This is a genomic window from Pseudomonas fluorescens, assembly GCF_001307275.1.
Classification (GTDB): Bacteria; Pseudomonadota; Gammaproteobacteria; order Pseudomonadales; family Pseudomonadaceae; genus Aquipseudomonas; species Aquipseudomonas fluorescens_AA.
In genome coordinates this window covers 6,478,967-6,495,798 of record NZ_CP012831.1, presented here as the reverse complement: position 1 = coordinate 6,495,798, position 16,832 = coordinate 6,478,967, and the positions used below count along the sequence as shown (strand labels likewise).

The following is a 16,832-nucleotide window of genomic DNA, read 5'->3' as shown; positions in this document are numbered from 1 at the left end:
GACGGCGCGCAATTGTTAGCCGCTGAGCTGCGTGCGCAATTGCTGGCTTCGCTGGCGGACTACATGGTGCCCAGCGCGTTTGTGGTCCTCGAGGCGTTCCCGCTGACCACCAACGGCAAGCTCGACCGCAAGGCCTTGCCGGCGCCGGATCAGTCGGCAGTGGCGACCCGCGAATACGAAGCGCCGCAAGGCGAGACTGAGACGGTCATTGCCGCGATCTGGCAAGACCTGCTGGACCTCGAGCGGATCGGCCGTCACGACAACTTCTTCGAACTGGGCGGCCATTCGCTGCTGGCGGTGAAGCTGCTCGAACGCATGCGCCATGTCGGCTTGAGCGCCGACGTGCGAGTGCTGTTCGGCCAACCGACGCTGGCGGCCCTGGCTGCCGCGGTGGGCGGGCACACGGAAGTCGTGGTGCCGGGCAACGCTATCCCGGACGGTTGCACGCGGATCACCCCGCAGATGTTGCCCCTGGCCGACCTGGACCAGGACGCCATCGACCGGATCGTGGCCATGGTCCCGGGTGGCGTGGCAAATGTGCAGGATATCTACGCCCTGGCGCCGTTGCAGGAAGGGATCCTGTATCACCACATCGCCGCCGCCCAAGGCGATCCCTACTTGCAGTACGTGATGTTCGCGTTCGACAGCTTCGCCCATGTGGAACACTTCACCCAGGCGCTGCAAGCCGTCGTCTGCCGTCACGATATCCTGCGCACCGGGGTGCTCTGGGAAGGCCTGGCCGAGCCCGTGCAGGTGGTCTGGCGTGAGGCGCGGCTGGTGGTCGAGTCGGTTGACCTGGATCCGGCGGCCGGGGAGGTTGCCACGCAGTTGCATCAGCGTTTCGACCCTCGGCACTATCGCCTGGACATCCGCCAGGCGCCGCTGATGCGAGTCGCTTATGCGCAAGACCCGGCCAACCAGCGCTGGGTGGGCATGCTGTTGTTCCATCACTTGGTGGACGACGCCACCTCGCTGGCCGTGCTGTCGGCGGAGATCGAGGCGCACATGCTCGGCCAGGCACAACGCCTGCCGGCATCGGTGCCGTATCGCAACTACGTGGCCCAGGCTCGGTTGGGCGTGAGTCGCGAAGCCCATGAACGGTTCTTCCGCGACATGCTCGCCGATGTCGACGAGCCGACGTTGCCGTTCGATTTGCAGGATGTGCAAGGCGACGGCAGCGGCATCGAAGAGGTGCGCCAGGAGGTCGAGGCCGACCTCAGCCGTCGGCTGCGGCTCCAGGCACGTCAGCTCGGAGTGAGCGCGGCGAGCCTGTATCACTTGGTCTGGGCCCAGGTACTGGGCACGGTGTCGGGTCGCGACGACGTGGTTTTCGGCACCGTGTTGGTAGGGCGGATGCAGGGCGGCGAGGGCGCCGACCGTGCACTGGGGATGTTCATCAATACCTTGCCGTTGCGAGTGAGCCTGGGGCAGACCGGTGTCCGTGCCGGTGTGAAAGCGACCCATGCGCGCCTGAGCGCGTTGCTCGGCCATGAGCACGCCTCGCTGGTGCTGGCGCAACGTTGCAGCGGCGTGGAGGCGCCGACGCCGTTGTTCAGTGCCTTGCTCAACTATCGCCATACCGGCGCGGCGGCTTCAGCCGAAGCGCTGTCGGCCTGGGACGGTATCCGGGTGCTCAGTGGTGAGGAGCGGACCAACTACCCGCTGACGTTGTCGGTGGATGACCAGGGCGAGGCGTTCAGCTTCAGCGTCATGACCCCGGCGCGCATTGGTGCGCAGCGGCTTTGTGGTTATGTGCAAGTGGCGCTGGAAGGCCTGATCCAGATGCTTGAGCAGACGCCAGAGGCGCCGTTGCACCAACTGTCGATCCTGCCGCCGAGCGAGCGTTTGAAACTGTTGGCCGAGTTCAATACCGGTGGTGCCGAAGACCCGCAGGAGCAGACCGTTCTCGGGCTGTTCGAAGCCCAGGCCCAACGCACGCCAGACAGCGTGGCCGTCCTGCATGGCGAGCACGCGTTGAGCTATCGCCAGTTGGACGCGCGAGCCAACCAGTTGGCGCATTACCTGCGCAAGCAGGGCGTGCAACCGGATTCGCGCGTGGCGATCTGTGTCCAGCGCAGCGCCGAGATGGTGATCGGCTTGCTCGCGATTCTCAAGGCGGGCGGTGGTTATGTGCCGTTGGATCCGGCTTATCCCGCCGAGCGGATTGCCTACATGCTGGCCGACAGCGAGCCGGCTGCGGTACTGGCCCAGGTAGCGACCCGAGGGCTCTTGTCGCAGGTTCAGGTGCCACTGATCGACCTGGACGACGGTCCATGGCAAGACGAGCCGGAGCATACCCCGCAGGTCACCGGCTTGACGCCGGCCCACCTGGCCTACGTGATCTACACCTCCGGCTCCACTGGCTTGCCCAAAGGGGTGATGGTCGAACATCGCGGCTTGCGCAACCTGCTGGACTGGTACCTCGAGGACCTGGCTTTCCACGCCGGCGATGCGGTGCTGCTGGCGTCCTCCTACAACTTCGACCTGACCCAGAAGAACATCCTCGTACCGCTGATGGTCGGGGCCTCGTTGCACCTGGCCGCCGAACCCTTCAACCCCGGCGCCATCGTCGCCCAGGTCGCCGAGGCCGGGATTACCCACCTCAATATGTCGCCCAGCGCCTTCCACGCGCTGGTGGACGCTGACCACGGGCATGCCCTGGCCTGCCTGAAACGGGTGGTCCTGGGGGGCGAGCCGATCCAGGTCGCCATGCTGGAAAAACTCGCCCAACCACGGCCGACGGTGATCAACAGCTACGGACCGACCGAGTGCAGCGATGTGGTCGCCTGGTACACGGCCGACAGCGACCTTGAGACCTACCGGCACCAGTCGATCCCCATTGGCCGGCCAGTCCGAAACATGCAATTGCATGTGCTGGACGCCCACGGGCAACTGCTGCCAGTGGGTGTACCCGGCGAGATCCATATCGGCGGTGTCGGTGTGGCTCGCGGTTACCTCAACCTGCCGCAACTCAGCGCCGAACGCTTCATCGCCGACCCGTTCTACGGCAAGGCCGACGCACGCCTGTACAAGACCGGCGACCTCGGTCGCTGGTTGCCTGACGGCACCCTGCAGTACCTGGGGCGCAATGACGATCAGGTGAAGATCCGTGGGTTCCGTATCGAACTGGGCGAGATCGAAGCCAAGCTCGCCCAGCACGACGCGGTGAAGGAGGCTGCGGTGCTGGTCCGTGAGGACGTACCGGGGGAACAACGCCTGGTGGCCTATTTCACCCAATACGCGCCGGGCGAAGCGGCGGACATCGACGCGCTGCGTACCTGGCTGTTGGCCCAACTACCGACCTTCATGGTGCCGGTGGCCTATGTAGGCCTCGACGCCATGCCGCTGACCCCCAACGGCAAGCTAAACCGCAAGGTACTGCCGGCGCCGGACCTGGAGGCTTTCATCACCCGGGGCTACGAAGCCCCCATCGGCGAAACCGAAATCACACTGGCCCAGTTGTGGGCTGAAGTGCTCAACGTAGAGCGCGTAGGGCGTCACGATCACTTCTTTGAACTGGGCGGGCATTCCTTGCTTGCCGTCAGCCTGATGGAGCGGATGCGCCAAGAGGGTCTGGAAGCGGATGTGCGGACGTTGTTCGAGCAGCCCACGCTCTCGGAATACGCGGCAACGACAGAAAAAATGGAGATTGTCCTGTGAGTGTGATCGAACTGTTGGCGACACTAAAAGAAAAAGACGTACAGCTTTCAGTCAAGGGCGATCAGCTCGTGGTACGGGGCCGCAAACAGTCTCTTAGCGAGCCGGCGGTGCTGGCCTTGCTGCGCGAGCACAAAGCCGCGTTGATCGAGTTGATCCAGGCCGGGGAATACGATGACAGCAAGGCTGGCGAAATCGACATCCCAGCCAATGCCATCGCGCCCGGTTGCAGGCATATCACGCCGCAGATGCTGCCACTGGTGACCCTCGACCAGCCGGCCATCGACCGCATCGTGGCCACTGTGCCGGGCGGTGCGGCCAACGTGCAGGACATCTACCCGCTGGCGCCGTTGCAGGAGGGGATTCTTTATCACCACCTGACCGCCACCCAGGGCGATCCCTACTTATTGCAGGCGCACTTCAGCATCTCCCGGCAGGAGCGCCTGACGGATTTTGTCGACGCCTTGCAAAGCGTGATCGACCGCCACGATATCCTGCGCACTGCCATCGTCCGCGAGGGGTTGCAAGAAGCGGTGCAGGTGGTCTGGCGCGAGGCCCGGTTGGGCGTCAAGGACATCAGTGCCGACCTCGCCGAGGGTGACGTCATGGCGCAATTGCAGGCGCGCTTCGATCCTCGACATTATCGCCTGGACGTCAGCCAGGCGCCGCTGTTGCTGCTGGTGGTCGCCGAGGACCCAGCCAAGCAGCGCTGGGCCGCCATGCTGCTGTTCCATCACATGGCCCTCGACCACGCAGCCCTGACGGTTGTGCAGAGTGAAATGCAAGCCTACCTGATGGGGCAGGCCGGGCAATTGCAGCCGGCCGCTCCTTACCGCGACTATGTCGTTCGGACCCGACAGGCTGGCCAGCGCCAGGCTGACGAGAGGTTCTTCCGCCAGATGCTGGGGGACGTCGAGGAGCCGACCTTACCCTTTGGCCAGCAGGATGTGCTGGGCGACGGCAGTGCCATTGAAGAAAGCCACCTGGCACTGGCCCCAGACCTCAGTCGCCGCCTGCGCACGCAGGCACGTCAGCTTGGCGTGAGCGCGGCGAGCATTTTTCACCTGGCCTGGGCGCAGGTGCTCGGCGGTGTATCGGGCCGTGACGACGTGGTGTTCGGCACGGTGATGCTCGGTCGCATGCAGGCCGGTGAAAGCATGACCCGGGCCCTGGGCATGTTTATCAATACCTTGCCGCTGCGCGTGGGTGTAGGTGCACAGAGCGTGCGCGATGGGGTGAAAAGCACCCACGCCGGGTTGAGCAGCCTGCTCAGTCACGAATACGCCTCCCTGGCCCTGGCGCAACGTTGCAGCGGCGTGGCGGCGCCGGCGCCGCTGTTCAGCGCGCTGCTGAACTACCGTCACAGTGCCAGCGCGGCGCATACCGCCGCGGCTGAAGTCAGCCTGGCCTGGGACGGGATGGAGGCCCTGGGCGCGGAAGAACGCACCAACTACCCACTGATCCTCTCGGTGGACGATTTCTCCGATGACTTCGCCTTGTCGGTGCAAGCCACTGCGCTGATCGGCGCGCAACGCATCGGCGATTACATGCAGGCAGCCGTTGAAAACCTGGTCACCGCCTTGGAGTCTGCGCCCGGAGCGATGCTCAACAGCCTGTCGTTCCTGCCAGAATCGGAGCGTGAACGGGTGCTGCTGTCGTTCAACGACACCGACCTTGATTATCCGCGGGAACAACCGATTCATGCCTTGTTCGAGGCCCAGGCCGAGGCGCGCCCGGACGCGCCGGCAGCGGTACAGGGTGGGCAAGTCCTGACTTACCGCGAACTGGACAGCCAAGCCGGGCGTCTGGCCAGGCATCTGCTCGACCTTGGCCTGCAAGCGGGTCAAACCGTGGCGATCCTGCTGCCGCGCTCGCTCGATCTACTGGTCAGCCAGTTGGCCGTCCTCAAGTGCGCGGCGGTGTACTTGCCACTGGACATCAACGCGCCCGGCGAGCGCCAGCAGTTCATGATCGAGGACAGTCACGCCGTACTGGCCTTGACCCACAGCCGCGAAGCCTTGGCGGCGGATGTGCGTCGGGTGGACCTGGACAATGTCGACCTTCCCGAGCCGGCGGCCCATTACAGCCAGCAACCCGCATCGAGCGAAGCGCCGGCCTACATCATGTACACCTCAGGTTCCACGGGGACGCCCAAGGGCGTGCTGGTGCCACATCGGGCCATCAGCCGGCTGGTGATCAATAACGGTTATGCCGACTTCAACCAGCAGGACCGGGTGGCCTTCGCCTCCAATCCGGCCTTCGACGCCAGCACACTGGAAGTCTGGGCACCGTTGCTCAACGGCGGTTGCGTCGTTGTGGTCGACCAGGACGTGCTGTTGTCCCAGGAACGCTTGCACAGGCTGTTGCTCGAGCAAGCGGTGAATGTGTTGTGGATGACGGCGGGGCTGTTTCACCAATATGCCGACCGCCTGATGGACGTGTTCGCCCAGTTGCGCTACTTGATTGTCGGGGGCGATGTGCTGGACCCCGCGGTGATCGCCCGCGTCCTGCAGGACGGCGCGCCGGCCCATCTGCTCAACGGCTACGGCCCGACGGAAGCGACGACGTTCTCGACCACCTACGAAATCCAGGCCATTGGCGACGGCAGCGTCCCGATTGGCCGGCCCTTGGGCAACACCCGGGTCTACATCCTCGATGCGCAGCAGCGACCCGTGCCCCAAGGCGTGGCCGGCGAGCTGTACATCGGCGGCCTGGGGGTCGCCAAAGGTTACTTGAACCGACCGGACCTGACCGCCGAGAAATTCCTTCTCGACCCGTTCAGCCAGAACGCCCAGGCCCTGATGTACCGCACCGGCGATCTCGGACGCTTCCGGGAGGACGGCAATATCGAGTACCTGGGCCGCAACGACGGCCAGGTGAAGATCCGCGGCTTCCGCATCGAACCGGGGGAGATCGAAGCCCGCCTGGGGCAACACGCTGCGGTGAAAGAGGCGACGGTGCTGGTGCGTGAAGACGTTCCCGGCGAAAAACGCCTGGTGGCTTATTTCACCTTGCATTCAACGGATGACAGCGCGGACATCGAAGCCCTGCGCGCGCACCTGCAAAGCCGCTTGCCGGACTATATGGTGCCGGCCGCCTACGTGCGGCTCGATGCCCTGCCGCTGACCCCCAACGGCAAGCTCGACCGCAAGGCCCTGCCGGTGCCGGATCAGGCGTCGATCGTTACCCGGGGCTACGAAGCCCCACTGGGCGACACCGAAATCACCCTGGCTCGCCTCTGGCAGCAAGTCCTTAACGTCGAGCGGGTGGGACGCCACGATCATTTCTTCGAACTGGGCGGCCATTCCTTGCTCGCCGTCAATCTGATCGAGCAGATGCGCCAGGTCGGCTTGAGTGCCGATGTCCGTGTGCTGTTCGGCCAGCCGACCCTTGCGGCACTGGCCGCGGCGGTGGGGGGCGGCAATGAGGTCGAGGTGCCGGCCAACGGCATCACCCCCGATTGTGAACGGATCACCCCGCAGATGCTGCCGCTGGCGACATTGACCCAGGAGGCGATCGACCGGATCGTTGCCGCGGTGCCGGGTGGTGTGCCCAACGTGCAGGACATCTACCCGCTGGCACCGTTGCAGGAAGGTATTCTCTATCACCATGTCTCGGCACAGCAGGGCGATCCCTACGTGTTGCAGGCGCTGTTCGCCTTCCAGGAAAAGGCACGCCTCGATGCCTTCGCCCAGGCCCTGCAAGGGGTCATCGACCGGCACGACATCCTGCGCACCTCGATCATGTGGGAGGGGCTGGAGCAGCCGATACAGGTGGTCTGGCGCAAGGCGCTGTTGAGCGTCGAGCAACTGCAGCTGGACGCGTCGGACGCCGATGCCGTGACCCAGCTGCATGCACGTTACGACTCTCGTCATCATCGCCTGGACATTCGCCAGGCCCCGCTGATGTGCCTGCGTTATGCCCATGACCCGGTCAACCAGCGCTGGGTGGCGATGTTGCTGTTCCACCACATTGCCCTGGACCATACCGCGCTGGAGGTGGTGCAGCAGGAAATGCAGGCGCACCTGCTCGGCCAGGTCGGACAATTGGCCGCTGCGCTGCCGTACCGCAACTATGTGGCCCAGGCGCGCCTGGGTGTCAGCGAGGCAGAACACGAGGCGTTTTTCCGCGAGATGCTCGGTGATGTCGACGAGCCGACCCTGCCCCTGGGGTTGCAACAGGTGCAGGGTGACGGTCGCGGCATCGAGGAGGCCAAGCTGGAAGTGGACGCCGTTTTGAGCCACCGCTTGCGGGCGCAGGCGCGGCAGCTCGGGGTGAGTGCGGCGAGCCTGCATCATTTGGCTTGGGCGCAGGTGCTGGGGCGCCTGTCCGCACGGGAGGACGTGGTGTTCGGCACGGTCCTGATGGGGCGGATGCAGGGCGGCGAGGGCGCTGACCGGGTCCTTGGCATGTTCATCAACACCTTGCCGCTGCGGGTCAACCTGGATGAGCAGGGTGCCCGCGCGGGAGTCAAGACCACCCATGGGCGACTGACTGCATTGCTCGGTCACGAACACGCTTCGTTGGCCCTGGCGCAACGTTGCAGCCGCGTCGCCGCACCGGCCCCGTTGTTCAGTGCGCTGCTGAACTACCGGCACAGCGCGACCGGTTCGGCTTCAGCCGAGGCCATGAGCGCCTGGCAGGGCATGGAAATCCTGAGCAACGAAGAGCGGACCAATTACCCGCTGACCCTATCGGTGGATGACCTGGGCGATGGCTTCATGCTGAGCGCCCTGGTAGTGCAGGGCATCGGTGCGGCACGCATCTGCGCCTACATGCACACGGCCCTGGAAAGTCTGGTGCAGGCCCTCGAACACGCGCCCCAGACGCCACTCAACCGACTGGAGATCCTGCCGCAAAGCGAACGTAACCAGCTACTGGAGGATTTCAACGCCACCCAGCGCACCTATCCACATGAGCAAACCGTCCTGGCGCTGTTCGAGGCCCAGGCCGCGTACCTGCCGCAGGCGATTGCGGTGGTGCACGGGCAGCGGCAAGTGAGCTACGCGGCGTTGAACGAGCAGGCCAACCGCCTGGCCCATCACCTGATCGGCCTTGGCGTGCAACCGGACGACTGCGTGGCGATCCTGTTGCCACGTTCCATCGAGCTGCTGGCCAGCCAATTGGCGATCCTCAAGTGCGCGGCGGCCTACGTGCCGCTGGACCGCAACGCCTCCCTGGAACGCCAGGGCTTCATGCTCGACGACTGCCAGGCCAAGTGCCTGCTGACGTTCAGTACCGAGGCGGTGCCTGCGGGCGCGCGGCGCATCGACCTGGACACGCTGGACAGCCAGGGCCCGGCGCACAACCCGGCATTGGCGCAGTCCAGCGAGTCGATCGCCTACATCATGTACACCTCGGGTTCCACCGGGCAGCCCAAGGGCGTGCTGGTGCCACACCGGGCCATCAACCGCCTGGTGATCAACAACGGCTACGCCGATTTCAACGCGCAGGACCGCATCGCCTTTGCCTCGAACCCGGCGTTCGACGCCAGCACCATGGACGTCTGGGGTGCGTTGCTCAATGGCGGGCAGGTGGTGGTGATCGACCACGAAACCCTGCTTGAGCCGTCAAGGTTCGCCCAGGTCTTGCAGGACTCGGGCGTTACGGTGCTGTTCGTGACCACGGCAATCTTCAACCAATACGTGCAACTGATTCCCCAGGCCCTTGGCGGCCTGCGGATCCTGCTGTGCGGCGGTGAACGGGCCGATGTGGCGTCGTTCCGGCGCTTGCTGGACCTGGCGCCCGGTTTGCGCCTGGTGCACTGCTATGGCCCGACCGAAACCACCACCTACGCCACCACCCTCGAGGTGAAGGCCGTGGCGGCGGACGCCGAATGCGTGCCCATTGGCGGACCGATCGGCAATACCCAGGTGTACGTGCTCGATGCACGCCAGCAATTGGCGCCGTTGGGTGTCGTCGGTGAGATGTACATCGGCGGCCAGGGCGTGGCCAAGGGGTATCTGAATCGACCGGACCTGACCGCGGAAAAATTCATCGCCGACCCGTTCAGCCATGACCCCGACGCGCTGCTGTACCGCACCGGTGACCTCGGTCGCTGGTTGCCGGAAGGCAGCCTGGAGTGCTTGGGGCGCAACGATGATCAAGTGAAGATCCGCGGTTTCCGCATCGAGCTGGGCGAGATCGAAGCCAAGCTGGTGGCCTGTGACGGCGTGAAGGACGCGGTGGTGCTGGTGCGAGCCGATGAAACCGGCGAGAAACGCCTGGTGGCCTATGTCATTGCCCAACCGCAAGTCACGCTGAGCGTGGCCGGGTTGCGCGAGCAATTGTCCGCGACCCTGTCTGAGTACATGGTGCCTGCGGCGTTCGTGATGTTGTCGGCGTTCCCGTTGACGCTCAACGGCAAGGTGGACCGCAAGGCGCTGCCGGCGCCGGACGCCGAGGCTTACGCGAGCCAGGCCTACACGGCGCCCCAGGGCGAGACCGAACAGGTCTTGGCCGGTATGTGGGCCGAGCTGCTGAAAGTGGAACGGGTCGGGCGCCACGACAATTTCTTCGAATTGGGCGGGCATTCGTTGCTGGCGATGAGGCTGATCGAGCGCATGCGCCAGGTCGAACTGTCGGTGGATGTGCGTGTGCTGTTCAGCCAGCCAACGCTGCAGGCGCTGGCCGCTGCGGTGGGCGGGCATCGTGAAGTGGTGGTGCCGGCCTGCGCCATCGTCGAAGGCTGTGAGCGCATCACACCGGCCATGTTGCCGCTGGCTGTATTGAGCCAGGAGGCCATCGATCGGATCGTGGCGAGCGTGCCGGGTGGGGCGCGTAACGTGCAGGACATCTATCCGCTGGCACCGTTGCAGGAAGGCATCCTTTATCACCATTTGACGGCGAAAATGGGTGATCCGTACGTGCTGCAGACGCTGTTCGGGTTTGACAGCCGGGCCCGCCTGGATGACTTTGCCCAGGCATTGCAGGGGGTGGTCGACCGGCACGACATTCTCAGGACCTCGATGGTCTGGGAAAACCTCGACGAACCGATGCAGGTGGTGTGGCGACAGGCTCGGCTCAGCGTCGATGAGTTGGAGGCGGACCCAAGTGCCGGCGATGCCGTTGCCCGGCTGTATGAGCGTTTCGATGCCCGGCATTACCGGTTGGACGTGCGTCAGGCCCCGATGTTGCGCCTGGCCATTGCCGAGGATGTCGCCAACCAGCGTTGGGTCGCCATGCTGCTGTTCCACCACATGGTCCTGGACCATACCGGCCTGGAAGTGCTGGAGCGTGAAATGCAGGCCCAGTTGCTGGGCAAGGTGCATGAACTGGGCGAATCGGTGCCTTATCGCAACTATGTGGCCCAGGCGCGCCTGGGTGTCGATCAACAGGCACATGAAGCGTTTTTCCGCGACATGCTTGGCGACATCGACGAGCCAACGCTGCCATTCGGCCTGCGGGACGTGCAAGGCGATGGCAATGGCGTGGAAGAGGTGAAGCTGGCCGTGGAGACGGGCCTGTGCCGTCGTCTTCGCGCCCAGGCCCGCCAGTTGGGCATCAGCGCGGCCAGCCTGATGCACTTGGCCTGGGCGCAAGTCCTGGGCCGTGTCAGCGGTCGCGACGACGTGGTCTTCGGCACCGTGCTGTTGGGGCGCATGCAGGCCGGCGATGGGGCTGATCGGGCGCTGGGCATGTTCATCAACACCCTGCCATTGCGGGTGAGCCTGGCTGGACAAAGTGTATACGCAGCGGTGAAGGCGACCCACAAGCGACTCACCGGCCTGCTGGGCCATGAGCATGCTCCGTTGGCACTGGCCCAGCGTTGCAGTGGCGTGGTTGCGCCAACGCCGTTGTTCAGTTCGATGCTCAACTATCGTCATTGCGGGGTCGAGGTGACCGCGCAGGCGCTGACGGCGTGGCAAGGCATCGAGTCGATTGGCGGTGAAGAACGTACCAATTACCCCGTGACGCTGGCCGTGGATGATGAAGGCGAGGGCTTCAGCCTGGTGGTGCAGGCGCTGGTCGGGACCGGTGCGCGGCGTATCGGCGAATACGTGCAGACCACACTCGAAAGCCTGGTCACCGCTCTTGAGCAGGCTCCGGATACGCCATTGCAGGCCCTCGCGAGCCTGCCGGCGGCCGAACGCCAGCACCTGTTGGAAACGCTCAATGCCACTGCGGTCGACTACCCGCAGGGCCTGACCCTGCACGGCCTGTTCGAGGCGCGGGTCGCGGCCAGTCCGGACGCGGTTGCCGTGGTCTCCGGCGAGGCGCAACTGAGTTACGCGCAACTCAATGAGCGGGCCAACCAGATTGCCCATCGCCTGCTGGAACTGGGCATTCGCCCGGATGACCGCGTGGCGATCTGTGCCGATCGCAGCCTGGACATGGTCGCGGGCCTGCTGGGGATTCTCAAGGCCGGTGCGGCGTATGTGCCGCTGGACCCGGATTATCCTCACGAGCGCCTGGCCTACATGCTGGAGAACAGCGCGCCCATGGTGGTGCTGACCCAACGTGCGTTGCAGGCGAGCCTGCCGGCGACGCAGGCGCGAACCCTGCTGCTGGATGAGGCGCAAGGGTTCTCGACGCAGCCCACCGACAATCCGCAGGTCGAAGGCCTGCATGCCCATCACCTGGCCTATGTCATCTACACCTCGGGCTCCACCGGCCTGCCCAAGGGCGTGATGAACGAGCATGGTGGGGTGGTCAACCGCCTGCTGTGGATGCAGGACGAGTACGGACTGACCGCCACGGATGCGGTGCTGCAAAAGACCCCGTTCAGCTTCGACGTGTCGGTGTGGGAGTTCTTCTGGCCGCTGTTCAGTGGTGCGCGGCTGGTGATGGCGCGTCCGGGTGGGCATCGCGACCCGGCGTACCTGCGCGAAGCCATCCAGCGGCACGGCATCACCACGCTGCACTTCGTACCGTCGATGCTCGATGTGTTCCTGGCCCATGGCGAGGCAGGTCAATGCGAAGGTCTGGTGCGGGTGATGTGCAGCGGCGAAGCGTTGCCGGGGCATCTGGTGCGGCGCTTCAAGGCGCAATTGCCGCACACTGGCCTGTACAACCTGTACGGTCCGACCGAAGCGGCGGTGGACGTGACCGCGTGGGATTGCGCGGGGACGGACACCCCGGACAGCACGCCGATCGGCAAGCCGATTGCCAACACCCGGATCTACCTGCTCGATGGTCATCAACAACCGGTGCCCATGGGTGTGGCCGGGGAGATTTACATCGGCGGTGTGCAGGTGGCGCGGGGTTACCTGAACCGTCCGGAACTGACCGTCGAGCGTTTCCTGCGGGATCCGTTCAGCCGTGCGGCGAATGCGCGGATGTACCGCACCGGCGACCTGGGTCGCTACCTGCCGGATGGCAACATCGAGTACCTGGGGCGCAACGATGACCAGGTGAAGATCCGTGGTTTCCGCATTGAGTTGGGCGAGATCGAAGCGCGGCTGGCGCAACACGAGACGGTGAAGGAAGTCGTGGTGCTGGCCCGTGAAGATGCACCGGGCGAAAAACGTCTGGTGGCCTATTTCACCCCGCACTCAGTGGATGAAATGGCGGATATCGAGGCCCTGCGTACCCATCTGTCAGGGCAACTGCCGGAATACATGGTGCCGAGCGCCTACGTGCGGCTCGATACGCTGCCGCTGACCCCCAACGGCAAGCTTGACCGCAAGGCGCTGCCGGCACCGGACCTGGACGCGGTGATCACCCGCGAATACGAGGCCCCACAAGGCGAAGTGGAAGCCCGCATTGCCCGGATCTGGGAAGACTTGCTCAAGCTCGAACAAGTCGGTCGCCACGACAATTTCTTTGAGCTGGGCGGGCACTCGCTATTGGCGGTGAAAATGATCGAACGCATGCGCCAGGTCGACCTGAGCGTCGATGTGCGGGTCTTGTTCGGTCAGCCCACGTTGGCCGCATTGGCCGCCGCCGTCGGTGGCTATCGGGAAGTCGTGGTGCCGGCCAACGGTATCCCGGCCGGTTGCACACGCATCACACCGGACATGCTACCGCTGGCCGAACTGTCTCAAGAGGAGATCGAGCGAATTATCGCGACGGTGCCGGGCGGCGTGACCAATGTCCAGGACATCTATGCCCTGGCGCCGCTGCAGGAAGGGATTCTGTATCACCACCTCACCGCCGCCGAAGGTGACCCCTATCTGCAGCAAGTGATATTCGGTTTCGACAATTTCACCCGCCTGGAAGATTTCGCCCACGCGTTGCAAGCCGTCATTACCCGACACGATATCCTGCGCACCGGTGTGCTCTGGGAGGGGCTGTCCGAGCCCATGCAGGTGGTCTGGCGTGACGCGCCATTGAGTTTCGAGTCGGTTGCGCTGGATCCGGCCCAGGGCGATATCGCCACACAGTTGCACCAGCGTTTCGACCCCAGGTTCTACCGCCTGGACATTCGCCAGGCGCCGATGATGCGGATTGTCTATGCGCAGGACCCGGCGAACCAACGCTGGGTGGGCATGCTGTTGTTTCACCATCTGGTGGACGACGTCACGTCACTGGCGGTGCTGTCCGCGGAAATCGAGGCGCACATGCTCGGCCAGGCGCAGCGGCTGTCGGCGTCGGTGCCGTACCGCAATTACGTGGCCCAGGCCCGCTTGGGCGTGAGCCGTGAGGAGCACGAAACCTTCTTCCGCGACATGCTCGGCGATATCGACGAGCCGACGTTGCCGTTCGATTTGCAGGATGTGCAAGGCGATGGCAGCGGCCTCGAGGAGGTGCGCCAGGATGTCTCGACCGACCTGAGTCGCCGGTTGCGGGCCCAGGCCCGTCAGCTCGGGGTGAGTGCGGCGAGCCTGTATCACCTGGTCTGGGCGCAAGTCCTGGGCCAGGTGTCGGGCAAGGACGATGTGGTGTTCGGCACGGTGCTGGTGGGCCGGATGCAGGGCGGCGAGGGGGCCGACCGCGCGCTGGGGATGTTCATCAATACCTTGCCGTTGAGGGTAGGCCTGGGGGCGCAAGGTGTGCTCGTAGGGGTCAAGGCGACCCATGCCCGCCTGACCGCGTTGCTGGGCCATGAACATGCCTCCTTGGCGTTGGCGCAACGCTGCAGTGGCGTGCAGGCGCCGACGCCGTTGTTCAGTGCCTTGCTCAATTACCGTCATACTGCCACGGCGGTGTCGAGCGAGGCATTGTCGGCCTGGAACGGTATTCAGGTGCTGGGTGGCGAAGAACGGACCAACTACCCGCTGATGTTGTCGGTGGACGACCAGGGCGAAGCGTTCAGCTTTACCGTCATGACCCCGGCGCGCATTGGTGCGCAGCGGCTGTGTGGTTATGTGCAGCACACGCTGGAAAACCTGGTGGGCATGCTCGAACGGCAGCCAGACATGCCCTTGCAGCAGTTGTCGATCCTGCCGGCCTCTGAACGTGAGCAACTGCTGGTGACATTTAATGCCACCGAGGCCGACTATCCGCAACAGCAGACGATTCATGGTCTGTTCGAAGCCCAGGTCCAGCGTACGCCGGATGCCGTGGCAGTGATCCGTGGCGAGCAGCGCCTGAGCTATGGGGAACTGAACGAGCGGGCCAACCGCCTGGCCCACTACCTGCGCAAGCAGGGGGTGAAGCCCGATTCGCGGGTGGCGATTTGCGTCGAACGCGGTATCGACATGGTTGTTGGGCTGCTGGCGATCCTCAAGGCTGGCGGCGGTTATGTGCCGCTGGATCCGGCGTATCCGCTGGATCGGATTACCTACATGCTGGAAGACAGTGCGCCGGCGGTGGTGTTGGCGCAGACGGCGACCCTTGAATTGCTGGCAGCAGCCTCGATGCCAGTGATCGATCTCGACAGTGGTTTGTGGCAGGACGAGTCCGTCCAGAATCCGGAGGTGGCCGAGCTGACGTCCTCACACCTGGCCTATGTCATCTACACCTCAGGTTCGACTGGTCTGCCCAAGGGCGTGATGATCGAACACCGCAACACGGTGAACTTCCTGACCTGGGCCCATCGTTCGTTCGATGACGCCACGTTGTCGAAAACCCTGTTCTCGACGTCGCTGAACTTCGACCTGGCCGTCTACGAGTGCTTCGCGCCGCTGACCTCGGGCGGCAGCATCGAAGTGGTCACTAATGTGCTGGAACTGCAGCAGGGCGAGCACGACATCACGCTGATCAACACCGTGCCCTCGGCGCTCAAGACCTTGCTGGAATCCGGCGGATTGGGCGAGGGCGTCGACACGGTCAACGTCGCCGGTGAAGCGCTCAAGCGCAGCCTGGTGGAGACGTTGTTCGAGCAGACCCAGGTCAAGCGCCTGTGCAACCTCTACGGCCCTTCGGAAACCACGACCTACTCAAGCTGGGTATCGATGGCCCGCGAAGACGGGTTTGCCGCGCACATCGGCAAACCGGTGGCGAACACCCAGTTCTATCTGCTGGATGAACACGGGCAACCGGTGCCGCTGGGCGTGCCGGGTGAAATCTACATCGGTGGTGCCGGGGTCGCTCGCGGTTATCTCAACCGTGATGACCTGACGGCTGAACGTTTCCTCAAGGATCCGTTCAGCACGGCTCCAAACGCCCGCATGTACCGCACTGGCGACCTGGGCCGCTACCTGCCGGACGGCAACATCGAATACCTGGGCCGCAATGACGACCAGGTGAAGATCCGTGGTTTCCGCATCGAACTGGGCGAGATCGAAGCCAAACTCGCCCAGGCTCCAAACATCAAGGAAACCGTAGTCCTGGCCCGTGAAGACGTGCCGGGGGACAAGCGCCTGGTGGCCTATTTCACCCAACACTCGCCGGACGAAGCAGTAGAGATCGAAACCCTGCGCATGCACCTGCAAGCGCAGCTGCCGGCCTACATGGTGCCCGCTGCCTACGTGCGCCTGGATGCGTTGCCACTGACGCCGAACGGCAAGCTCGACCGCAAGGCGCTACCGGCCCCCGACAGCAATGCGTACACCACGCGTCTGTATGAAGCTCCCGTGGGTGACATGGAGATCAAGCTTGCAGCGCTGTGGGCAGAGTTGCTCAAGGTCGAACGGGTGGGGCGGCATGACCACTTCTTCGAACTGGGTGGTCACTCGTTGCTCGCTGTGACGCTGATCGAACGCATGCGCAAGGACGACATGGAGGCCGATATCCGTGTGCTGTTCGGCCAGCCGACACTGGCCCTGGTGGCTGCCGCCGTGGGCGAGGTACGGCATATCGATGTGCCGATGACGAAAATTCCCGCGTTGACGCGCAAACGCAGCATCTGA

The 16,832-nt window shown here is 64.4% G+C and carries 2 protein-coding genes (1 of these 2 cut by a window edge); both read left to right on the top strand.

Annotated elements, in window-relative coordinates; all coding sequences use genetic code 11:
* Positions 1–3,660, top strand: the 3' end of a protein-coding gene (locus tag AO356_RS28245) for a non-ribosomal peptide synthase/polyketide synthase (protein ID WP_109791126.1). 25,371 nt of this gene lie to the left of the window's left edge; the window shows 3,660 of its 29,031 coding nt (coding positions 25,372–29,031); the start codon falls outside the window, past its left edge; it ends in the stop codon at positions 3,658–3,660.
* Entirely contained in the window at positions 3,657–16,832 is a 13,176-nt protein-coding gene (locus AO356_RS28240) for a non-ribosomal peptide synthetase (RefSeq protein WP_060742629.1), read from the top strand. Before AO356_RS28245 ends, AO356_RS28240 begins: the two co-directional genes overlap by 4 nt.